This is a genomic window from Actinoplanes siamensis (assembly GCF_016862395.1).
GTDB lineage: Bacteria > Actinomycetota > Actinomycetes > Mycobacteriales > Micromonosporaceae > Actinoplanes > Actinoplanes siamensis.
In genome coordinates this window covers 26389-46751 of sequence record NZ_BOMW01000072.1, presented here as the reverse complement: position 1 = coordinate 46751, position 20363 = coordinate 26389, and the positions used below count along the sequence as shown (strand labels likewise).

Annotated in this window: 21 protein-coding genes and 1 pseudogene; 6 read left to right on the top strand and 16 right to left on the bottom strand. The window is 69.9% G+C overall.

The window, feature by feature from the left end; genetic code table 11:
• Window positions 1–140: 140 nt before the first annotated feature.
• A complete protein-coding gene (locus Asi03nite_RS32685; protein WP_203684374.1) occupies window positions 141–689 on the top strand; it encodes a GNAT family N-acetyltransferase in 549 nt (182 codons plus the stop codon).
• A gap of 222 nt (window positions 690–911) precedes the next feature.
• On the opposite strand, the gene Asi03nite_RS32680 is transcribed toward Asi03nite_RS32685, so the two are convergent.
• The 14 genes from Asi03nite_RS32680 to Asi03nite_RS32615 all read right to left on the bottom strand — a co-directional run bounded on the left by Asi03nite_RS32680 (window position 912) and on the right by Asi03nite_RS32615 (window position 14970).
• Window positions 912–1682: a DUF427 domain-containing protein gene (locus tag Asi03nite_RS32680; RefSeq protein ID WP_239103089.1), complete on the bottom strand. Its 771-nt coding sequence runs from the start codon at window positions 1680–1682 to the stop codon at window positions 912–914.
• Entirely contained in the window at window positions 1679–2680 is a 1002-nt protein-coding gene (locus Asi03nite_RS32675) for a 2OG-Fe(II) oxygenase family protein (RefSeq protein ID WP_203684373.1), read from the bottom strand. The genes Asi03nite_RS32680 and Asi03nite_RS32675 overlap by 4 nt, the downstream gene beginning before the upstream one ends.
• Window positions 2677–3321, bottom strand: coding sequence for an alpha/beta fold hydrolase (locus Asi03nite_RS32670; protein WP_203684372.1), 645 nt, complete (start codon window positions 3319–3321; stop codon window positions 2677–2679). Before Asi03nite_RS32670 ends, Asi03nite_RS32675 begins: the two co-directional genes overlap by 4 nt.
• Window positions 3318–5237, bottom strand: a complete 1920-nt coding sequence (locus tag Asi03nite_RS32665; protein ID WP_203684371.1) for an ABC transporter ATP-binding protein — start codon at window positions 5235–5237, stop codon at window positions 3318–3320. Before Asi03nite_RS32665 ends, Asi03nite_RS32670 begins: the two co-directional genes overlap by 4 nt.
• Window positions 5234–6073 (bottom strand): ABC transporter permease, encoded by an 840-nt coding sequence (locus tag Asi03nite_RS32660; RefSeq protein WP_203684370.1) that lies wholly within the window; start codon window positions 6071–6073, stop codon window positions 5234–5236. Before Asi03nite_RS32660 ends, Asi03nite_RS32665 begins: the two co-directional genes overlap by 4 nt.
• Entirely contained in the window at window positions 6070–7020 is a 951-nt protein-coding gene (locus Asi03nite_RS32655; protein WP_203684369.1) for an ABC transporter permease, read from the bottom strand. The genes Asi03nite_RS32660 and Asi03nite_RS32655 overlap by 4 nt, the downstream gene beginning before the upstream one ends.
• Before the next feature lie 7 nt (window positions 7021–7027).
• A complete protein-coding gene (locus Asi03nite_RS32650) occupies window positions 7028–8662 on the bottom strand; it encodes an ABC transporter substrate-binding protein (RefSeq protein ID WP_203684368.1) in 1635 nt (544 codons plus the stop codon).
• Between the two features lie 120 nt (window positions 8663–8782).
• On the bottom strand, window positions 8783–10093 hold the full coding sequence (locus Asi03nite_RS32645; protein WP_203684367.1) for an NtaA/DmoA family FMN-dependent monooxygenase: 1311 nt from the start codon (window positions 10091–10093) through the stop codon (window positions 8783–8785).
• Between the two features lie 119 nt (window positions 10094–10212).
• Window positions 10213–10455 carry a hypothetical protein gene (locus Asi03nite_RS32640; RefSeq protein ID WP_203684366.1) on the bottom strand — a complete coding sequence of 81 codons (243 nt, stop codon included), beginning with the start codon at window positions 10453–10455 and terminating at the stop codon, window positions 10213–10215.
• A gap of 5 nt (window positions 10456–10460) precedes the next feature.
• Complete coding sequence (locus tag Asi03nite_RS32635; protein WP_203684365.1) at window positions 10461–11468, bottom strand: ABC transporter substrate-binding protein; 1008 nt, start codon at window positions 11466–11468, stop codon at window positions 10461–10463.
• A 2-nt stretch (window positions 11469–11470) separates the two neighbouring features.
• Window positions 11471–11830, bottom strand: coding sequence for a 4Fe-4S dicluster domain-containing protein (locus Asi03nite_RS32630; protein WP_203684364.1), 360 nt, complete (start codon window positions 11828–11830; stop codon window positions 11471–11473).
• Window positions 11830–13422 carry an FAD-dependent oxidoreductase gene (locus Asi03nite_RS32625; protein WP_203684363.1) on the bottom strand — a complete coding sequence of 531 codons (1593 nt, stop codon included), beginning with the start codon at window positions 13420–13422 and terminating at the stop codon, window positions 11830–11832. Before Asi03nite_RS32625 ends, Asi03nite_RS32630 begins: the two co-directional genes overlap by 1 nt.
• The gene (locus tag Asi03nite_RS32620; protein WP_203684362.1) at window positions 13419–14129 is read right to left on the bottom strand and encodes an ABC transporter ATP-binding protein; all 711 of its coding nucleotides are present in this window, start codon (window positions 14127–14129) and stop codon (window positions 13419–13421) included. The genes Asi03nite_RS32625 and Asi03nite_RS32620 overlap by 4 nt, the downstream gene beginning before the upstream one ends.
• Before the next feature lies 1 nt (window position 14130).
• A complete protein-coding gene (locus Asi03nite_RS32615; protein ID WP_203684361.1) occupies window positions 14131–14970 on the bottom strand; it encodes an ABC transporter permease in 840 nt (279 codons plus the stop codon).
• Window positions 14971–15179: 209 nt separating this feature from the next.
• Here Asi03nite_RS32615 and Asi03nite_RS32610 point away from each other — a divergent pair, with 209 nt between their 5' ends.
• The 3 genes from Asi03nite_RS32610 to Asi03nite_RS32600 are packed head-to-tail and all read left to right on the top strand — an operon-like array spanning window position 15180 to window position 17677.
• Complete coding sequence (locus tag Asi03nite_RS32610) at window positions 15180–15410, top strand: hypothetical protein (RefSeq protein ID WP_203684360.1); 231 nt, start codon at window positions 15180–15182, stop codon at window positions 15408–15410.
• A 51-nt stretch (window positions 15411–15461) separates the two neighbouring features.
• Window positions 15462–16973, top strand: a complete 1512-nt coding sequence (locus tag Asi03nite_RS32605) for a sensor histidine kinase (protein ID WP_444978652.1) — start codon at window positions 15462–15464, stop codon at window positions 16971–16973.
• Window positions 16970–17677 (top strand): response regulator, encoded by a 708-nt coding sequence (locus Asi03nite_RS32600; protein ID WP_239103088.1) that lies wholly within the window; start codon window positions 16970–16972, stop codon window positions 17675–17677. The genes Asi03nite_RS32605 and Asi03nite_RS32600 overlap by 4 nt, the downstream gene beginning before the upstream one ends.
• On the opposite strand, the gene Asi03nite_RS32595 is transcribed toward Asi03nite_RS32600, so the two are convergent.
• Window positions 17625–18434: a CPBP family intramembrane glutamic endopeptidase gene (locus Asi03nite_RS32595; RefSeq protein ID WP_203684358.1), complete on the bottom strand. Its 810-nt coding sequence runs from the start codon at window positions 18432–18434 to the stop codon at window positions 17625–17627. The genes Asi03nite_RS32600 and Asi03nite_RS32595 overlap by 53 nt on opposite strands.
• A 543-nt stretch (window positions 18435–18977) precedes the next feature.
• Between Asi03nite_RS32595 and Asi03nite_RS32590 the strand changes: the two genes are divergently transcribed.
• The gene (locus Asi03nite_RS32590; RefSeq protein WP_203684357.1) at window positions 18978–19394 is read left to right on the top strand and encodes an SgcJ/EcaC family oxidoreductase; all 417 of its coding nucleotides are present in this window, start codon (window positions 18978–18980) and stop codon (window positions 19392–19394) included.
• Window positions 19395–19627: 233 nt separating this feature from the next.
• Here Asi03nite_RS32590 and Asi03nite_RS32585 read toward each other — a convergent pair whose 3' ends face one another.
• On the bottom strand, window positions 19628–19897 hold the full coding sequence (locus tag Asi03nite_RS32585; protein ID WP_373872196.1) for an Imm8 family immunity protein: 270 nt from the start codon (window positions 19895–19897) through the stop codon (window positions 19628–19630).
• Between the two features lie 247 nt (window positions 19898–20144).
• Here Asi03nite_RS32585 and Asi03nite_RS32580 point away from each other — a divergent pair.
• Window positions 20145–20356: pseudogene (locus Asi03nite_RS32580) on the top strand (IS5/IS1182 family transposase); the annotation flags it as partial.
• Window positions 20357–20363: the final 7 nt, after the last annotated feature.

Sequence of the window (20363 nt, the reverse complement as noted above, 5' to 3'; positions counted from 1 at the left end):
GACGAGCGCGCCGGCACCCGACGAGCCGTCACGCTGCATGTACCCCGCTCCGCGCTGAGCGACGCACCACCATGCCGAGTTGCGCGCGTCGGGGCGGCCCGCCCGGGGCGAGTTCGTTCGACAGCGCGAGAATGTCGCCTGTGACGGTGATCTTGTCCGCGCCGGGCCCCGGATCCGCTCTGCTGCTCAGGCCGTGGCGGTTCGAAGACCTGCCGACGCTGGTCGCGGCGCATCAGGATTCAGGGCTGCGCCGCTGGCTGTCCACCACACTGGCTGACGAGGCCCGAGCTCAACAGTGGCTCGGCGAACAGGCCGCCGGCTGGGCCGCGGCAACGCGGTTCAGTTTCGCCGTGGTGACCGACGTGGATGACCATTCGCCGCTCGGTCACGTGGCGGTGACGGTAGGGGCCGCCGACGTGGCGGAGGTCGGCTACTGGACTGCGGCCCACGCCCGGGGGCAAGGTGTGGCCCCGCGCGCCCTGCAGACCGTGTCCCGATGGGCGCTCAGGACGCAGGAGATCGTCCCGCTCACCCGCTTGGACTTGTTCCACGCGGACGACAACCAGGCATCCTGCCGGGTGGCGATCAAGTGCGGCTACCTCTTGCACGATCTACTCCCGGCCGCACCGCCCGCGTTCCCGAACAGCGGGCACCTACACGTGCACACAGCGGCCGGTCAGGCAATCTGATCCGCGTACAGCAACAGTCGAACCCAGGACAGGGCCATCACTGACGTCACCCTTTGGCCTCCGTCATCGCGGCCAGCATCCGGATCTGCCGCCGATAGCGCGCGTATGGCCCGGTCTCTACCGCGCCCCCGCGGGTGGCCGACACTCGCTGTAGTCGCCGCTGACGACCCAGTGGGCTGCTCCGCCGTGGGGCCAGGTGGGGGTCGGAGGTTAAACGGCAAGTTAACGCCGCAGCCGCTCGGTGAACGAGGTGTGCGGGCGTTCGAGCCGTTCGCCGTCGACCGTGATGTCAGCGACCTCGTTGTAAAAGGCGATGTGCCCGGCGATCGCCCCGACCGCCGGGAGCGGATCCGGATAGCTCCAGGCGATGTTCGGTGGCACCTGATCCGCGTCGTTCAGGGACCAATACCCGGCGGTGCCTTTGTACGGACACCCCGTGCTCAGATCAGTGGGGGTGAGCAGGTCCAGCCGTACGTCGTCGCGTGGCAGGTAGTAGCGGGTCGGCAGACGGGTCTCGAAGACCAGCACCGGCCGGCGCGATTCGGCGACGACGCGGCCACCGATCTCCACCGTCACATGCCGGGAGCTGTGGATCGCGTCGACCCGCTTGTACGGGTCACGCGGGTGCACGAAGATCTCCTCGTCCTCCTCGTACCAATGGTCAAGCCCACGGCCGGTGCGCTCGAACCACTCGAAGGCGAGAAACGCGGCCAGTTGCGGTTCGGCGAACCGCCACGCCGCCGCCTCGCGTACTTCCGGACCCAGAACGAGGTCGTACGAGGTGGCACCCGCCGGACGCAGCAGATCGACGCGCACGTCCTGCTCGGGAAAGGCGTACAGCGGCACAGCTTGACCGGGTAGCCAGATCAGGATCGGACGCCGGCTGTCCACGATCGTCTCGTCGCCGGCCAGGCCCCGGACCCGGCGCTCACTGGGCTCCCAGGTGATGACTCCGTCCGCAACCGGGTGCCGGCGCTTCACAACCGCGGTCACGACTCGTTCACCGCGGCCACATACGGCCGGCCCTGGCGCCACGCGGCCACCTGCTCGGGACGGCCGAACACGGTCAGGTAGTCCTCGACCGCTCGCAGAGCCTCTCCACCGACGTCGTACGGCTCGAACTCGGGGCCGTCCTCGCCGACGAACGCCGGTATCGGCTCGACCACCGTGTCGAGGCTCGGATAGACGAACACGGCCGAGGAACGTCGAGTCACCGTGCCTCCGGCCGCGACCCGGTGCCGCCCTGGGCTGAGTCGGCCGTTGGTCCAGCGGGCGAACAGCGACCCGGTGAAAATCTGCAGGGCGCCGGGAACGATCGGGACCGGGCCCCAGGATCCGTCCGGCCGCTGGGCCTGCAGGCCGGCGTAGTCACCCTCCTGGTGCAGCACGGTCAGCACCGAGTTGTCGGCGTGCTCGAGCAGCAGGAGCTTGTCAGCGGGGTCGTCGTCGTAGGTCCAGGTCGGATAGTTGTTGATCACAAACGTGGTGTACTGCGGGTCCCCGATCGGGAACGTCGAGGCGGGCACCCCGAGCAGCCGGGCGTAGAGGCCGAACACCCGCAGGGCCAGCCCGTGCAGCGCCTCCTGATAGGCGAACGCGACCTCCCGCAGGCCGGGTTCCTGGGACGGCCACACGTTGCCGTGGGCGAAGACCTCGGCGTACCGCTCGGGGACCCCGGCTGCGCGGGCATCCCCGGCGTTGTCGAACTGGCCGATGCTGAAGCGCTCGAGCTCGAGCCGGCCGAAGTCGTCCGGCCATTGCCGCCAGCCCCGGTACGGGTGGCCGGTCGGGCTGGCCAGCGTGGCCTTCTCGGCCCGGGGCAGGTCGAGGACGCGGCCGATACGCCGGTGGAAGTCGGCGATCAGCTCGCCCGGAACGCCGTGGTTGACGACCTGGACGATGCCGATCTGCTCGATGGTCCGGAGCAACTCGGCGGACTCGGCCGAGGGGGCGTCGTCGCGCAGGAGTGCGTCGAGGTCGAACGTGGTCATGAGCTGGCCTCCTGGTCGGTGAGCGCCGCGGCGATCGCGGCCGCCGGCGCCTCGGTTCGTTCGGTGGCGATGTCGTTGATGCGGCCGGCCGGGACCTGCTGCCGGAATCGGGCGAGCGCGTCCTCGCCGACCACGCCAAGGCGGGCCAGGATGAGCAGAGGTGGTTCGGAGAGCGCGGCCAGCGCGGCCCAGTGCCGGTCGTCGGCCGATGCGTCCGGAAGCGTGTCGATCAGTACGAGCCGATGGACGGCGGCCGGGGCCCGTTCGGCCGCGGCCAAGGCGACGAGAGCGCCGAGCCCCTGCCCGGCGATCACGCGATGGTTCGGCGCGAAGGATCGGATGGCCTCGATCACCGGGCGGGCGGCCCGTGCCGGGCGGTCGTCGCCGGCCGGGCCACTGTTTGACCGGCCGTGGCCGGGCAGGTCGATGGCGACCGCCGGAAGGTCGAGGCGCGACAACACGGCATCCCACGAGCGCGCGCTGCCGCCGGCGTCATGGAGCAGGACGACCTCCGGGGCGCCACGGCCCCAGAAGACGCCGCTGAGGTGGCCGCCGGTGACCACGTTCACCCAGCGCCGGTGGACGGCACGGCCGGGCGGCAGGCCGGCGAACTCGTTCTCGATCTGCGTGGGCAGGGTCATGCATACCTCCGGGTGCGGCGCGGAAGGAGGGACGGTTCGAGATGGCAGCGGACGGTGTGGCCGGCGCCGAGGCTGACGACCGGCGGCGGGGTGTTCTCGCACAGGCCGGGAACACGTTGAGGGCAGGCCGCGACGAATCGGCAGCCGCCGGCCACCGGGACGGTTCGGGTCGCGCCTCCCGGCGCCGCCAGCAGCGTCTGGGTGTAGGGGTGGTGCGGACCCTCGAGCACGTCGGCGGTGGTTCCTTGCTCGACGATCTGCCCCCGGTACATCACGGCGACACGGTCGGCGAGATAGTCGACGACCGCGAGGTCGTGCGAGACGAACAGCAAGGACGTGCCGTTGCGGTCACGCTCGGCGGCGAGAAGCTCCAGCACTCCCGCCTGCACACTGAGGTCGAGAGCCGAGACCGGCTCGTCGCAGACGATCACCGACGGATCGCCGGCCAGGCTCCGGGCGATCGCGACGCGCTGCTTCTGCCCGCCGGAGAGCCGCTCCGGGCGCCGATCGAGAAGGCTGGGGTCGATCTGCGTCCGGTCGGTGAGCAGCCGCAGGTCGCGGTCGCCGTGCAGGGTGCGGATCGCCCGCTCGAGGATGTGGCGGATCCGGTGGGCCGGGTTGAGCGCGGCGTCGAAGTTCTGGAACACCATCTGCACCCGCCGGCGCACGGCGACCGGACGCCGGGACAGCCGGGCCGGCAGGGGCACACCGTCGAGCAGCAGTTCGCCGTCGCCGTCCGGGGCCAACCCGGTGATCGCCCGGGCCAGCGTGGTCTTGCCGCTGCCCGACTCGCCGACCAGGCCGAGGATCTCGCCCGCGCCGATGGTCAGATCGACGTGGTCGACCGCCACCGTGCGTCCATACCGGCGGACCAGACCACGAATTTCCAGGAGCGGTTTCGGTTCGGCGGCTTCGGCCGGCGCCGGCTCATCGCCGACCGGTGATGCGCCCGTACGCGGTGAGCTACCCGGACGAATGCAGCGAACTGCCCGCCCGGCCACGGCAGCCTCGTCGAGCACCGGTTCGGCCGCGGTGCACCGGTCGTCTGCCACCGGACAGCGCGCCGCGAACGCGCAGCCGGCGATCGGTTCGCCCGGCGCGGGTGGGCTCCCGCCGATCGGCCGCAGCCTCCGAACCGTCCGCGGGACACCGATGCGGGGCACGCCGTCGAGCAGCCCGGCGGTGTACGGATGGGCCGGCTCGCGCAGCACGTCGGACGCCGCTCCGACCTCGACCAGCCGGCCCGCGTAGAGCACGCCGACCCGGTCGCACACCTGCCCCACCAGCTCGACGTCGTGACTGATCAGCACCACCGCCGCGGACAGGTCGGCAACCAGCTCGACCAGCAGCGCCAGCACCTCACGCTGCACCGACGCGTCCAACCCGGTGGTCGGTTCGTCGAGCACGAGCAGCCGGGGGCGCCCGGCCAGCGCGCAGGCGATGACCACCCGCTGCTGCTGACCGCCGGAAAGCTGATGCGGATAGCGGCGGGCGAGCGCGGCGGCGTCCGGCAGCCGCACCTGCCGCAGCAGCTCGAGCGCCCGCGCCGCGGCCTCCCGGCGGCCGAGCCCGTGCGCGCGGAGCACCTCTTCGACCTGTCGTCCGACCCGCATCGTCGGATCCAGGGAACTGGACGCCTCCTGGTGCACGAACGCGATGCCGGTCGATCGCCAGCGGCTCAGGGCGGCTCCACGCAGCGACAGCACATCGACGCCGTCGACCTCGATCCGGCCGCCGAGTACCCGGGCGCCCGGGTGCAGGTGGCCGCCGAGCAGGTAGCCGAGTGTCGACTTGCCGCAGCCGGACTCGCCGACCAGCCCGAACATCTCCCCCGGCGCCACTGTGAACGACACCTCGTGCAGCGCCGGCGCGTCGCCGTACGCCATCGACAGCCCGTCGACCCGCAACCCGCTCATCGTCCGTCCCATCGCTGACGAAGCACGTCGGCCAGCAGCGCGACGGCGATGACCAGCGAGCCGATGGCCAGCGCGGGGGCCAGCACGGTCCAGGGGGCCAGTTGCAGCCAGACCCGGTTCTCCGACACCGAGGCACCCCATTCCGGCGACCCGGGCCCTTGTCCCAGTCCGAGGAATGACAGGGTCGCGGCGGCGAAGATGGCGTCGCCGAGCCGGGATGTCGCCTCGACCAGCAACGTGCCCCGGATGTTGGGCAGGATCTCCCGCAGCATCAGCGACGCGCGCGGCTCGCCCCGCAGCAGCGCCGCCTCGACGTAGGGCCGCTCCCGCTCGACCAGGGTGGCAGCGCGTACGCTGCGGGCCACGATGGGCACGAACGCCGCCCCGATGACCAGCACCAGGACCACCGTCGAGTGGCCGAGCAGGGCGACGAACAAGACCGCGGCGATCACCGCCGGGAAAACCACGGCCGCATCCAGGACCCGCATGACGATGTCGTCGACCCAGCCGCGCAGCGTACCGGTCGTCAGGCCGATCGCGGCGCCGGCGGCGACGCCGAGCGCCGTCGCCAGCGGCGCCACCGTCAGCACCGGGCGCGAACCGGCCAGCATCCGGGCGAAGACGTCCCGGCCGAACTGGTCGGTGCCCAGCCAGTGGGCCGCGCTCGGCGACCGGAACCGTTCGGCCGGCACCTGCAGAGCCGGGTCCTGGGGCACGAGGTGCGGCCAGAACAGCGCGGCGCCGACCCACAGCAGCAGGACCAGCGCGGCGAGCGCCGCCGCCGGCTGCCCGCGGAGGCGCAGCCGGGCGGACGCGGCGGCCGTCAGGGCGGTCATGCAGCGGCCACCCGCACCCGCGGGTCGAGCAGGCGGTAGGCGAGGTCGGCCACCAGGACCACCGCCATGTAGAGGGCACCGAGAATCATCGCGGTCGCCTGGAGCGTCGGCAGATCCTTGTCGATCGCCGCCTGCAGCAGCAGGGCGCCGACCCCGGGATAGTTGAAGAGCAGCTCGACCACCACGAGGCCGCCGAGAAGGAACTGCAGCTGCACCCCGAGCGCGCTGGTGGCCGGCACGGTCGCGTTGCGCAGCACATGGCGCAGCACCACCTTGGCCGGCGAGGTGCCGCGCAGCCGGGCGGCGCGTACGTACGGTCCCTCGACCACCGCGACCGTGCTCGCCCGCACGTGCCGGGCGACGTAGCCGGTACACAGCACGACCAGCGAGACCGCCGGCAGCGTCAAATGCCAGAGCACCAGCAGCGGCCCGTCACCCGGGGCCGGGAGCGCCGACGCGGGGAACCATTTGAGGTCGACGGCGAAGACGACCAGCAGGACGACGCCGGTGACGAACTCGGGGGTCGCGCCGAACGCCAGGCTCAGCCCGCTGACCAGGCGGTCCAGTAGGGTGTCGTGCCGCACGCCGGCGGCCAGACCGAGCGTCAACGCGACCGGGAGCAACAGGACGAAGGTATAGACGGCCAGCGTGGCGGAATTCTCGAGCCGGGTCGCCACCAGGCCGGTGACCGGCTGGTGCAGGGTGTACGAGTCGCCCCAGTCACCGGTGAGGAAGCGGCCGAGCCACCGCAGGTACCGGACCGTCACCGGCTGATCGAGCCCGAGTTGATGGTCGAGGGCGGCGACCGAGGCGTCGGACGCTTCGCGACCCAGAATGGTCCGGCCGACGTCGCCCGGCAGCACGGTGGTGGCCAGAAAGACCAGCACCGACACACCCAGCAGGGTCAGCGGGATCGCGGTGAGCCGGCGCACCAGGAAGGACCGCATCGGCCGACTACTTCTGTGAGACGGTGCTGAAGTCGACGAACGAGGACGGATGCGCCTGGATCCCGTCGAATTTCTTGCCGTTGTACGCCCGGACCGCCCCGGACCAGTAGGCGATCACGATCGGAACGTCCTCGTGGAGGATCGTGGCGATCGTCTCGGCCTGCGCCTTACGGTCGGCGTCGGTCGAGGCCCGATCGTACGCATCGGCCGCGGCGTCCAGCGCCGGGCTGGCGTACTTCGACCCGTTCCACACGGCCTTCGACTTCACCATCGGGGTGATGAACTGGCTCGGCACCGGGCGTCCCGCCCAGCCGACCAGGTTGGCCGGGGTGAACAGCCACGGGGTGTCCTTGGCCTGGTCACCGCCGTAGAAGTCGGTCGACGAGCGCTGATCGAGGTGGACGGTGATGCCGACCTGTTCGAGCTGGTTCTGGATGGTGACCGCGTAGTCCTTGCTCGGCGGATCGAACGTAAGAGTGAAGCTGAGCTGCGGCACGCCGGCCGCCTGCAGCAGCTGGGCCACCTTCTGTTTGTCCTGGGCGCGCTGCGGGATGCCGGCCGGCGCGGCCGGGAACAGCGGTGCGAGAAGGTGGTCGTTGCCCAGGTCGCCGATGCCGGTGCCGATCGCCTGGAGGATGTCGGGCCGGGCCAGGCCGTACGCGACGGCCTGGCGCACCTCTTTCTTGTCGAACGGCGCCTGGTCGACCCGCAGGCTCAGCACGGTCACCCCCGTACCCTTGACCGTGTCGACGGTGACCACGCCACTCGCCCCCAGTGGCTCGACCAGGGCGGCCCGGCTGAGGATCTGGGTGTCGATGTCGCCGCTCTGCAGGGCGAGCAGATCGGCCTGGTCGTCGGCGTAGAACTTGATCTCTACGCCGTCGAGGTAGGGCTTTCCGCCGTCCCAATACTTCTCGTTCCGCGTCAGCGACGCGCCGGTCGCCGAGTCGTACGACTTGAGGATGAAGGGGCCGGTGCCGATCGCGTTCTTGGTGAAGTCGCCGCCGTAGTCCGCCTTGAGGATGACGGCGTTGTAGTTGCCGGCCGAGACCAGGTAGGGAAAGTCGGAGAACGGCCGGTCGAGGGCGAAGGTCACCGTGGCAGTGCCATCGGTACTCACCCCGCCCGCGCTGAGGATCGACTCGAAGGCCGACAGAGCCGCCGACTTGCTCTTCGGATCCAGCAGCCGATCGAAGGACGCCTTGACGGCTGCCGCGTCCACCAGGGTGCCGTCCGAGAACGTGACGCCCGGCCGCAGCTTGAACGTCCACCGCTTGCCGCCCTGATCGGACGACCACGACTCGGCCAGCTTCGGTACGAGCTTGAAGTCGCGGTCGAGCCAGATCAGATATTCGGCGACCAGCTGGACGATCGCGATCGCGCTGCCGTCGTACATGGTCACCGGGTCCACCGCGGTCGGCGGCGGCGGCGATCCGGCCCGGAGAACGCCGCCCCGCCGCCCGGGTGCACCGGAGGAGGCCGTGGTGGCGGGTGCGGAGCCGGCTGCGTTGCAGGCGGCCAGCACAGCCAGCAGCCCGGCCCCGGCGACCCCGGTGAGCAGACCACGCCTACTCAGCTCGGGCCGGCTCAGCTCAGGGCCCGCGCCCGGCTTAGGCCAGCCCTGACGCGAAGGCGAAACCATCTCGATCCCCCCGGGGTCGACGGGTCGGCGATCTGCTCGACCGGGCGACCATAACCCAGAAAGGCTATCGAATTAATATGCTATTGCGATTCTTATATTTCTACACACATGTATCGAAGATCAGCCGACGGCCGGGCGGGGCAGACCAAGGTTCTCGCGCAGCGTCCGTCCCCGGTACTCGGTACGGTAACGGCCACGCCGTTGCAGCAGGGGCACCACATGGTCGGTGAAGGCCTCGAGCTCGTACGGCAGCGTCGAACCCATGATCGTGAAGCCGTCGGCACCCCCGGCGTCCTGCCAGGTGATGATCTGTTCGGCCAGCTGTTCCGGCGTGCCGACGAAGTGCAGCTGCCCGGCACCGCCGTCGAGGCCCCGAAGGATCTCCCGCAACGGAGCCTCCGGACGCGCGTGGGCGGCCGCGAACAGCCGCTGGGCCCGGCTCGACGGCGCCTGTCCGTCGCGCAGCTCGGCCGGGAACGGCTTGTCCGGATCGAACCCGTCGGGGTCGAATCCGGCGGTGTAGAGAGCGTTCTGCCAGCGGAACTCGTCGCTCGCGAGCTCTTCCAACCGGCGCGCCTTCGCGGTTGCCTCGGCCTCGGTGCCACCCAGGGTGACCATGAGGGCCGGCAGCACCGAGACCTGCTCCGGGTCGCGGCCGGCCGCCGTCACCCGGGCGCGGAGGTCGGCGCGGAAAGCGACCCCGGCATCGAGCGATCCCGGACCGGAGAAGACGAGTTCGGCGTAGCGGGCGGCGAGCCCGAGGCCCGCCGGCGACTGTCCGGCCTGCACCAGCACCGGGTGGCCCTGCGGCGAGCGGGGGAAAGGCAGCACCCCCTCGACGTCATGGAACCGGCCGTGGAAGTGCGGGGCTCCCAGGCGTGCGCGGTCGGCCCAGACGCCCCGGTCACGGTCGCCGACCACGGCGTCGTCGGCCCAGCTGTCCCAGCACCGCTGGACGACCTCGACGAATTCGTGTGCTCGGGCATACCGGTCGTCGTGCCCGAGATGGCCGCGCTCGCCGAAGTTCCCGGCCGCCAGCGGCGTGACGGTGGTGACGATGTTCCAGCCCGCGCGGCCACCACTGAGATGGTCCAGCGTCGCGAACCGGCGGGCGAGGTCCCACGGCTTGCTGTACGTGGTCGACCCGGTCCCGATCAGCCCGATGCGGGACGTCACGGCGGCCAGCGCGGACAGCACCGCGATGGGATCGAACTGGGTTTGGGGCAGATACGTCACCCGGTATTCGGCGATGGCGATGTTGTCGGCCAGGAAGATCGCGTCCATCAGACCCCGCTCGGCGATACGCGCGATCTCGGCGTAGTAGTCGAGCCCGAGGACGCCGTGGACGTCATCGCCGACCACGCGCCAGGCGGACTCGTGATAGCCGTTCGGCCAGATGAAAGCGTTGAAACGCAGCGGACGTACGGTCATGACAGCTACTCCCCGGCGGATCGGCCATATCCCCATTTCCTATCCACATGGTAGGCTATCGGGTCCCCTCGAGCACGAACCGGATCGGATAGCGGTCGACGAACGGGTCCAGCCCGGCCTTATCCAGCGGCAGGAAGTAGTTGGGCTGGGCCCGCCGGGCGAGCGAGCTCGCGCAGTTCCGGCGGAGCCTGGTCGAGGCGCGCGTAGAGCGGTTCGCCGGCCGCCGCCCGCCGGGCCAGGCCCTCCCGGTCCGGCGGCAGCCGTTCGCCCGCCTCGTCGTAGTAGGTGGCGAACTGCATCATCAGGCCTTTGGTGTGGTTGCCGAAGGCCGGCGACAGCGCATAGGCGGCCGAGAACTCCATCCCGCTCAGCTCGGCGCCCACTCGCTCCGCGCGCCGGGGGCGATCCAGTCATCGATCGAGAAGTCCTTCTTCATGATCTTCTGGGCGACCAGGAAGTCCTTGGTGCCGTTGAGCAGTTTCACCCCGTTGTCGGTGAACGGCGTGTCCGGGAGTTGCTCCGGCAACACCGTCTTGGCGACCAGGCCGCGCGGAAACGCCCCGAGCGACGTGTTGAAGTCGAGGTAGTCGCCCCAGTTGGCCTTCGCCCGCTTGGTCGCCTCGTTCTGGGCGTGCTGCCACGCCTCAACGATGCCGGGCTGGTTCTTGAGTACCGCTTCGGTGACGATGGTCGCGCTGGTGCCGAGGTATTGCGGGCGGTTCCTGGACGCCAGTTCGAGCAGTGGGTATCCCTTGCCCTGAAAGAGAAGCGCGTAGTTGGCGGGCACCGCCGCCGCGTCCACGCTCCTCTTCTCCAGCGCCGCCTCGGTGTCGGTGCCGTAGACGTGCACAATCTGCTTCGGGGTGATCTTCAGGTCCTGCAGCGCGCCGAGCAGGTACCGGTGAATGTAGGAGCCGGTCTGGGTGGCGATCACCTTGCCCTGCAACTGCTGCAGCGAGACGACACCGCTCTTCACCGTGACGATGCCGGCGTCGTTGGCCACGTTGGCCTGGCTGATCAGCCGGGTCGGCTGGCCGGCACCCCGGGCGATCAACGCCGGGGTGTCGCCGTAGCTGGCGATGTCCAGCCGGTTGCCGACCAGCGCCTGATTGAGGTCGGGCCCGTTCGGGAAGGTGTAGACCTCGATCGCACCGACCTTGGCCGAGGCGAGCAGCGGTAGCAGCTGGTTCTTGGCGTGCAGGTAACCGGTCGGGCTGGTGAGCTGGTTCTTGCTGCCGATCGTGCCGATCCGCAGGGTCCAGTTGTCGCCGCTGCCGGCCTGCCCTGCGCGGTCCTTCGCCCCGCACGCCGCGGCCACGGCGGCGGCGCCGAGCACGCCGAGGGACAGGACGGACCGGCGGGTCAGGGAGGTCATTATCAGGGGCCTTTCGGTGTGGTTGCGGTCGGTCGGTGAAGGTCCGGCCCGACGGCCAGACGAGCTCCCGGCGTACGGCCATGGCCCCAGCCGATTTCGGCGCGGTAGCTGCCGAGGAGCCCGGCCGATTCCAGGTATTGCTCGTCGCGGAGCGGATCCCCCTCGGCCAGCGGGGCGACGTTCGGCGCGACGAACAGCGCGTCGGTCGGGCAGTACGCCTCACACATGAAGCAGGTCTGGCAGTCGGACTGGCGGGCCACGACCGGCACGCCGTCGGGGCCGCGGTCGAAGACGTTGGTCGGGCAGGCGGCGATGCACCGGTCGCAGGTGATGCACCGGCCCCGGCTGACCAGCTCGATCATCAGGCCACCGCCAGGTCGAGCGGGGTGTGCGGCCGGACCGGGTCGGGCGAGCTCCAGAGCTCGTCGAGGCCGCCGACGATCAGCCGGTGCCGGCGGCCGGGATCGGACTCGGGATGGTCGAGCCGCTTGTGCATGCCGCGCGACTCGGTGCGGGCCAGCGCAGCGGTGTACATCCAGCGGGCGTGGGCAAGCATGGCCGCGGCCTGCCGGGATGCGAGCCGGTCGGCGCCGCGCAGGTGCGCGCGGGCGTCCGCCCAGTGCTCGTTGAGGGTGGCCAGCGAGGCCGTCAGCACGTCGCCGCGCCGCAGGTAGTTCTTGTCGTAGGGGTGCGTCTCGGCCCGGACCGCGCGGACCAGCTCCGCGATCGTGTCGGCCGCCGCGCCGGTGGGCCGCAGCCCGGTGCGGCCGGCGGCGGTCAGCTTGCGGCGCCGGGCGTTCGGGCCGAGCGCGGTCGCGTGCCGGGCTGCCGCCTGTCCGGCCCAGGTGCCGGACGACATCGCCCAGGCCGAGTTGTGCGAGCCGCCGCCGGTGAAGCCGCCGCAGATCAGCTCGCGGGTCGCCACGTCACCGGCGACGTAGAGGCCGGGAATGCCGGTCGAGCAGTCCTCGCCGGCGATCCGGACGCCGCCGGTGCCGCGGACTGTGCCCTCCAGCAGCAGCGTGATCGGGAACCGGTCGGTGAACGGGTTGATGCGCATGCGGTCGAACGGCAGGAAGAAGTTGGGCTGCCCGAGCCGCATCGCGGCCTGCACGGCGGCGTCGGCCTTGTCCAGGCGGGCGAAGACGCGGGCGTGCAGCAGCTCGCGGGCGATGACCGAGCGGCCGCGCTGACTGCCGGCGCCGTCCAGGACCGTGCCGTCCTCGCGGTAGAAGCTGGCGTACGAGTAGTAGGCGGTCTTGGTCACCGTCGAGAATTCCGGCGCGATGGCGTACGCGTTGGAGAACTCCATGCCCGACAGGGCCGCGCCCACCTCGGCGGCGAAGAGCGCGCCGTCGCCGGTGTTCACGTCGCAGCCGAGGGCGCGGGAAAGGAACGCGCAGCCGCCGGTGGCCAGGACGACGGCCCCGGCCCGGACACGGTAGGGCTGGTCGATCTGCCGGCGGTGACCGGCCACCCCGGCCACCGCGCCGGTCGCGTCGGTCATCAGTTCGAGGACCGGGCTGTGATCGAGGATCCGTACGCCGGAACGCTTGAGCCAGGCTCGCATCCGCCGCATGTACTCCGGCCCCTGGACCCCCTTGCGCAGCTCGGCACCATCGGCGTCGCGCGGGAACGGGTAGCGGCCGGCCGCCGCGAGCTCGTTGATGTTGGCGTAGGTCTGGTCGAGAACGCGGGCCATCCACCGCCGGTCGGAGAGGTGGCCGTTGAGGTTCTCCCGGCTGGCCATCGCGGCCTCCCGGGCCTTGGCCTCCGGCTCGACGTACCAGACGCCGGTGCCGGCCGAGGCGGTCGCACCGCTCGTGCCCAGATAGCCCTTGTCCACCAGCAGCACATCGGCGCCGGCCTGGGCCGCCTTGAGTGCCGCCCAGGCACCGGCCGGGCCACCGCCGACCACCAGCACGTCGGCGGTCAGGTCCAGGATGTCGATCACAGTTTCTCCTCTGCGTCGGCGACGCCGAGGCCGGCCAGCAACTGGCGGCGCAGGGCGACGAACCGGGGGTGGCCGATCGACCTCGGCCGGGGAAGGTCCACGTCGAACGTCTCGGCGATGCGGCCGCCGTCGAGCAGCAGCACTCGGTCAGCGAGGAGCAATGCCTCCTCGACGTCGTGGGTGACCAGCAGTACGGCCGGGCGGTGCTCGGTCCACAGCCGCGCCACGAGGGCCTGGGCCTTGAGCCGGGTGAGGGCATCCAGAGCGCCGAAGGGTTCGTCGAGCAGCAGCAGCCCCGGAGTGCGGACCAAGGCCCGGGCGAGGGCCACACGCTGCGACTCGCCGCCGGAGAGCGTTCCGGGGTACGCGTTCGCCCGGGCGGCCAAGCCGACCTCGTCGAGGGCCCGGCGTGCCCGTTCCCGCAGGTTGGTCTCGTTCAGGCCCAGCGTGACGTTGCGCCAGACGCGGCTCCAGGGGAGCAGGCGGTGTTCTTGGAAGACGACGGCGTGCCGGTCGGGCACCTCGTACGCCCCCGTGGCATCGGGGTCCAACCCGGCTATCGCGCGCAGCAAAGTGCTCTTGCCCGAGCCGCTCTGCCCGATCAGCGCGACGAACTCCCCCGGCGCGATGTCCAGATCGACATCTCGGAGGACGGTGCGCGAGCCGAAGCGGCGGCCAGCCTGGCGAACCTTGACTCCCGTGGTCACGTCACACCCCCGCGTATCCGCGGCGCCAGGACAACAGGCGGCGCTCGAGGAGGCGAACGAGGGCGTCGGTGGCCAGCCCGAGCAGCGCGTAGACGACGACCACCACAAACATGACGTCGATCTGCAGGAACTCCTTGGCGTCGTTGATGATCACGCCGAGGCCGGAGGTCGTGGCGGTCTGCTCGGCGACGACCAGCACGATCCAGGCGACGCCGAGCGACTGCCGCAGGCCGACCAGGATCTGCGGCAGCGCGCCCGGCAGGATGACCCGCCGGATCAGTCCCCACGTGCCGACGCCGCAGGAGCGCGCCGACTCGATGAGGCGCTCGTCGACGCCGCGGATGCCGCCGAGCACGTTGAGATAGAGCGGGAACAGCGGGGCGAAGGCGATCAGGGCGACCTTGGACAGGTCGCCGAGGCCGAACCAGATCAGGAAGATGGGCGCCAGGGCGACCGCGGGCAGCATGCGCAGGGCCTGCACGGGGGCATCGACGAAGTCCTCGCCGGCCTTGCTGAAGCCCGCGACCAGTCCCAGCGCCAGGCCGGCGGAGAGCCCGATGGCCAGGCCTTTCGCCACCCGCACCACGCTGACGGCGAGGTTGTCGAGCAGGACGCCGCTGCGAATCAGGTCATAGGCGGCGACGAGCACCTGACCCGGCGTAGGCGTCTGGTTGCCGAGGTCGCCCCGGGCGGCCAGCAGCTGCCAGACGACGACGATGACGGCCAGCCCGACCAGTTTGCGCACGCTGCGCGCCAGTTTCCGCCAGCCCGGTGGGCCTTTCACGGCCGGGGCGTCGGCGGTATTGGCCGCGGTGAGCGGTTCGAGGGTGTGCGAGACCATCGCCGGACTCCTTGTGATCGAGCCGCGTTCGAGATTTCGGAGGGCGTGGCGGCCGACACGTCGTGCGGCGCCGTGAACCTGGTGCCATTGAAAGCAGAGGTCAGGACCCGAGTCAATATCCTTCCTACCCGATGGGATATAGAGACATTTGTTTACACGTGTGTCGATACCCTATCGGAGAACTAGGATCAGGCTCGGCGCCTGGACGAATGGACGCCCGGGAGAAGGCCCACCGCATCCACGCCGTCCTCTCCCAGGGACCCGGCGCCACCGACGACTACGTCGACCTCGGCGCCGACCTGATCTCCATCCGCGGCTACGACAACCTCGACGACCTCAGCTGTCCGGACGGGTCTCAGGATCTCCGCCGCGCTGAAGATCCGCCGATCCGCCAACACCCTCAACGACACCCTGCGCCGGGATCACACGGACGACGATGACGTCGCCGGCTGGCTACAGAGCCAGCAGCTCGGCGTCGCCCTGACGCGCCGATGAGCAACCCGACAGCCGCCTGCGCCGACAGCCGTGACCCATCACAGCGGCCGGAGCCGCTGCACGTGGTCCAACACTCTGGAGGGATCGGCAGTTGGGCCACCGCGATGCGCGTCAAGGCCGAACACGGCACCGACAACCTGATCCTGCTGGCCGCCGACACCAAAGCTGAAGATCCCGACCGGGCGTGTCCCGGGCGTGTGGTGCTGGTTATGGTGATCGCCTATGCAGATCCGTGTGATCGCGCGTCGCGGACCATGGCTAGGCTGGGGCCGGTGAGGCGCCGGCACGGTGGGAGGGCTGTGGAACCAAGTACGGTCCTCGCAGCCCGAGCCGACCGATGGTCGCGGGCGCGTCCACTGCTGGTGGATGGCCTTCTCACCGGTGTGATGTGGCTGGTGTTCGGCGTGTCCAGCGTGCTCGGCGGGCCCGCCGGACTTGTCGTGGGCACCGTGACTATTCTGCCGCTCGTTATGCGACGCCGTTGGCCGGCCGCTCTGCTGGCGTGGTCGGCTGCGATCTTCGTGGTCCAGCTCGTGGTGCTGCCTATTCCGCTGCCGGCCAACATCGCCCAAGCATTTGTGATCTACACGGTCGCCGCGCACGTCCCGTCGCTGCCGATCCGATTGTGTGCGCTCGGCGCAGGGCTGGCCGGCAGCCTCGCAGCCGGCTTCCGATGGAGCACCGAGCCGGACTACACCCGCAACGCCCTGGTCAGCGCCGTGTTTCTCGCCGTGTTCACCGGGTTGATCTGGCTGATCGGGAACGTCGTTCGGGGTCGCGAGACCAACATGAGAGCGCTGAGCGAGGCCTATGCGCGGCTGGAGGAGAACAGCCGGCAGCGCGAGCGGTTCCTGGCACAGCGGGAGCGGGTCGCGGCCGCCCGGGAGATCCACGATATTGTCGCCCACTCGCTCACCGTCGTCATCGTGCAGGCCGACGGGGCCGAGTACGCCGCCGAGCATGCGCAGCCGTGGGACCGTGACCAGGCCCGGACCGCCCTCGCCACGATCGCGCGGACCGCGCGGACCGCGCTGACCGAGGTACGCGGCGTCATCGACGTGCTCCGCGATCCCGAAGCGGCCGACGACCCGGCCGGGCCGCCGGTGGGCCTCGCCGACCTGGAGCAACTCGTTGCGGCGGTCCGGTCCGCCGGTCTGCCGGTCGAGGTCCACGTCGACCCCGCCGTGTTCGAACGCACGCCCGCCGCAGTGCGCTTCGCCGTGCTTCGGGTGGTCCGGGAGTCACTGACCAATGTCCTGAAGCATGCCGGGTCCCAGGCCGTGGCGCGGGTGGCCGTCGAGCGGGCACCGCAGGCCGTACGGGTGCGCATCGACGACGACGGCGTCGGCCGAGCCGTCGGCGTGGTGGCTGCCGCACCGGGTCACGGGCTCGATGGGATGCGGGAACGACTGCGTGCCCTCGACGGTGCTCTGATGGCCGGTCCGCGTCCGGGCGGCGGATTCGGTGTGCAGGCCACCATCCCGGTCGCCGTCCAGGACAGGCGATGATGAGCCGGCCAGAGCCGATCCGGGTCTTCCTCGTCGACGATCAGGACTTGGTCCGTGCCGGTTTCGCGATGCTGCTGGGCGCGACCCCGGACCTGCGGGTGGTCGGGTCGGTCGGTGACGGCCAGGCGGCACTCGACGCGCTTCGGCAACCGGAGCACCGCGCCGATGTCGTTCTGATGGACATACGGATGCCCGGCCTCGACGGGGTGGAGACGACCAGGCGGCTACTCGCCGCCGCGGATCCGCCGCGAGTCGTGATGTTGACGACATTCGACTCCGACGACCTGCTCGTTGCCGCGCTACGGGCGGGCGCGTCCGGATATCTGGTCAAGGACGCCGGCCCCGCGGAACTGCTGTCAGCGATCCGGGCCGCGGCGGCCGGCGAGTCACCTGTCTCGCCACGGCTAGTCCGTCGTCTGATCGACTCGTTCGTCCTCGTGGCGCCGGCCGGGTCCACCGAAGACCGGCCGACCGCCGCGCCGTCCACTCTGACGCGGCTCACCGCCCGCGAACGCGAGATTCTCGCGGCGATCGGGTTGGGGTTGACCAACGCAGAGATCGCCGCACGGCTGCACGTGGCGGAGTCGACCGTCAAGACGCACATCGGCTCGGTGCTGCGCAAGCTGGAGCTTCGTGACCGGGTGCAGGCCGTCATCCTCGCGCAGACGCTCGAAGTGACAGACGGGCCGCTTGCGCCCGGCTGACACCGATCGCGGCAGCGCACGCGGCGGTGCCAAGCATCACGAACAGCCCCGAGTCGCCGCTGAGGTATTCGTTGACCACCACCGGCTGCTCGGTGGCGATCGGGATGGTCAGGGCGGCGAATGTGGCGTTGTGCGTGAAGTGGGCCAGCACGGCTGGCCACACGCTGGCGGACATGGTCCGCAGGTGGCCGATCAGGAACGAGAACGCGATCACGGAGCCGCTGAACAGCGTGAGCACCACGACCCGGTTCCCGTCGCTGTGGTAGTTCGGCGTGGACAGGATGTACGGCAGATGCCAGCCGATCCAGACGACACCGACGGTGAGCATTGCCGCCCGTTCGCCCAGAAAGGCAAGTCTCGGCTGCAGGTAGCCGCGCCAGCCGATCTCCTCCGCGAACGCCAGGACTGGGCCGGCGGCGCACAGCGCGAGCACATCGGCCACCCACGGCTGCTGCGGGGCGGCGAACCGAGCAAAGCCGAACGCGACGACCCCCACGGTCGCGAGCAGGCAGACGCCTGCGGTGGTGGCGATCGTCAGCGGCCAGTAGCGCAGCCCGAGCCGGCCCATCCCGAGCCGACGCCAGCCGTCACGCGTGTAGCCCTCGCGGGTGACTAGAAGGAGCATCACCAATACCACGAGCAGCGGAGACAGGGCCAGGATCAGCCCTCCTGCGACGTCGGCGGTCCCCAGCGAGACCCCCAGAACCAACAGGACGAAGACGATCGACGCGGCGCGATCGGAAAGCCTGGCTAACACGGGCGGACCTGCTTTCAGTAAGGTCCGCCCAGTGTCGGCGAGCGTCCGCCCCCGGCCATCCACCTGCGATCGGAAACATCGAGGCACAGTGCATGCTGCCTCCGCCCAAGGTGCTAGCACCACCGTCGTACGACCCGGCGTCGGCGGACCGCCGAATGTGTGGCCGCCGATACACCGCTGAGAGTCGGCAGAGCCGATCACGCGCGACACGGAATGGGAACGACTCAAGTTCGCGCATGAAGTCACGCGAGCACGGACCGAGTAACGAGTCATTGAGCCGTTTCAGGCTCACGCTGGGGACAGTGGCTCACCCGCCGATCCAGAGACCTGATCGGTGAACAATAAATCGGGTCACGTGGCCAAGATCGGTTTAACTATCATGCCGCCGACCGTGCGAGCCGGCCAGCGGAGCGTCGGTCACGCGGTGTCGGCGCCGGTACGCGCTCGTGCCGAAGTGAGTACGTTCGATCAGCGAACCGGTCTGCGTATTGCTGGTCACACGGTGCTTGACCTGAAGCTTGGTTTACGTTCCACGATCTTGTCATGGACCCAACCATTGACCGTCAAGCCGACATCGCGGGGATCGAAAAAGTCGTCGCCACCGTCACTCATGTCCAGCGCAACGAACTGGTCGAGGAGTTCGTCGCCTTGTTCCGCGAGGACGCCATCTGGACCACGGGAGCCGGCCACTTTCTCGTGGGCAGGGACGCCATCGCCGCCTTCACCCAGCGGGTGCTGCCCGGCGCGATGAAGGATCTAATTCCTTCCTATGAGGTCGTGCATGTCCTTTTCATTCGGCCCGACGTGGCCGCGGTCAAAGTGCGCCAGCGGTACTTCTCGCCGACCGGCGAGCAGGTGACCGAGCTCGGCGAAGGTACTCCGATGTACGTGATGTCCAAGGAAGGCGGCCAGTGGCGACTGACCGCCAATCAAAATACCTTGGTAGCGACCCGCGCATGACATCGCCACGACAACGGGAAGTCCGCTTTCCGCGGCGGCCTGCATCTTGTGGTGTCCATTAAGCAAGAAATGAGTCAATGCCCAGTGCGTGTAGTAGTCGGGCCCCTGCTCGACGGCAGGTGACCCGCCCCCTTACTTTCCCCGTATCCGGCGACCTGCGGCGAAGAGAAGCTCTCCATGATCGAGTGCACTCATTTGCCGCTCTCCGAGTGCGGTCAGGTGATGACCGAACGTCAGGCTCGGTAGTCCTCGAACTCCCAGTAGCCCACCCTGCCGACGCGCTCCCCGATCTCCGCCCAGGTGTCGCCTTCAACCTCCCGCACCCTCGCTGCGAGCCACGCCCGCACCGCCCGAACGTCGAAGTCTTCGACGCTGACTACGAGATGGTGTCGGGGGTTGTAGATACCGCCAAGCTCACGGCAGGTCTTAGCCAGCCACTCCGGCGAGCACACGGTGAGGTCGAAGTACTCCTCGGCCGGTGTGTCCGGTTGGCCGACGATCATGCGAACGAGGAACGCGAACGCGGACGGATCGCCGGGCAGGGTCGATGGGTCGGGATCGAGTTCCAGGCGCTTGAGGACTGCTCGCACGCCCCTGATCCTGCCGTACGAAACGTCGCTCATGCTGGTAGACCTTTAGACTGACCGGCAGTAGGTCCAAGATCCGGACATGCGGGTGCCTGCGGGCAGCAAACAGGCACGGGTCCATTGATCATCAAAGTTCTCTACGCTCTGCAACCAATGGAGTCCCGTGCCTGCGCTGCCATCTTCGTTGTTCGAACCCGTCTGGGTCCAGTTCGCCGCGCTGTGGCCTGAACAACCCGAGTTCGATCCGGCCCACCCGCTGGGCTGCCACCGTCGACGGATCCCGGACCGGGTGTGTTCGAGCACGTCATCGCCGCTCTGATCCATGGATCCGGCTATGAACGCGTCGCGTCGGGTGACTGTTCGGATCGGACGATTTGACTGC

Excerpts from the sequence above, each read along its gene's own strand:
- Asi03nite_RS32665 (WP_203684371.1), bottom strand. The coding sequence starts at position 5,237 with ATGAGCGGGTTGCGGGTCGACGGGCTGTCGATGGCGTACGGCGACGCG.
- Asi03nite_RS32675 (WP_203684373.1), bottom strand. The coding sequence starts at position 2,680 with ATGACCACGTTCGACCTCGACGCACTCCTGCGCGACGACGCCCCCTCG.
- Asi03nite_RS32590 (WP_203684357.1), top strand. The coding sequence starts at position 18,978 with ATGGACCCAACCATTGACCGTCAAGCCGACATCGCGGGGATCGAAAAA.
- Asi03nite_RS32605 (WP_444978652.1), top strand. The coding sequence starts at position 15,462 with ATGAGCAACCCGACAGCCGCCTGCGCCGACAGCCGTGACCCATCACAG.
- Asi03nite_RS32630 (WP_203684364.1), bottom strand. The coding sequence starts at position 11,830 with ATGATCGAGCTGGTCAGCCGGGGCCGGTGCATCACCTGCGACCGGTGC.
- Asi03nite_RS32585 (WP_373872196.1), bottom strand. The coding sequence starts at position 19,897 with ATGATCGTCGGCCAACCGGACACACCGGCCGAGGAGTACTTCGACCTC.
- Asi03nite_RS32670 (WP_203684372.1), bottom strand. The coding sequence starts at position 3,321 with ATGACCCTGCCCACGCAGATCGAGAACGAGTTCGCCGGCCTGCCGCCC.
- Asi03nite_RS32655 (WP_203684369.1), bottom strand. The coding sequence starts at position 7,020 with ATGCGGTCCTTCCTGGTGCGCCGGCTCACCGCGATCCCGCTGACCCTG.
- Asi03nite_RS32660 (WP_203684370.1), bottom strand. The coding sequence starts at position 6,073 with ATGACCGCCCTGACGGCCGCCGCGTCCGCCCGGCTGCGCCTCCGCGGG.
- Asi03nite_RS32640 (WP_203684366.1), bottom strand. The coding sequence starts at position 10,455 with ATGGAGTTCTCGGCCGCCTATGCGCTGTCGCCGGCCTTCGGCAACCAC.
- Asi03nite_RS32635 (WP_203684365.1), bottom strand. The coding sequence starts at position 11,468 with ATGACCTCCCTGACCCGCCGGTCCGTCCTGTCCCTCGGCGTGCTCGGC.
- Asi03nite_RS32600 (WP_239103088.1), top strand. The coding sequence starts at position 16,970 with ATGATGAGCCGGCCAGAGCCGATCCGGGTCTTCCTCGTCGACGATCAG.
- Asi03nite_RS32645 (WP_203684367.1), bottom strand. The coding sequence starts at position 10,093 with ATGACCGTACGTCCGCTGCGTTTCAACGCTTTCATCTGGCCGAACGGC.
- Asi03nite_RS32610 (WP_203684360.1), top strand. The coding sequence starts at position 15,180 with ATGGACGCCCGGGAGAAGGCCCACCGCATCCACGCCGTCCTCTCCCAG.
- Asi03nite_RS32615 (WP_203684361.1), bottom strand. The coding sequence starts at position 14,970 with ATGGTCTCGCACACCCTCGAACCGCTCACCGCGGCCAATACCGCCGAC.
- Asi03nite_RS32650 (WP_203684368.1), bottom strand. The coding sequence starts at position 8,662 with ATGGTTTCGCCTTCGCGTCAGGGCTGGCCTAAGCCGGGCGCGGGCCCT.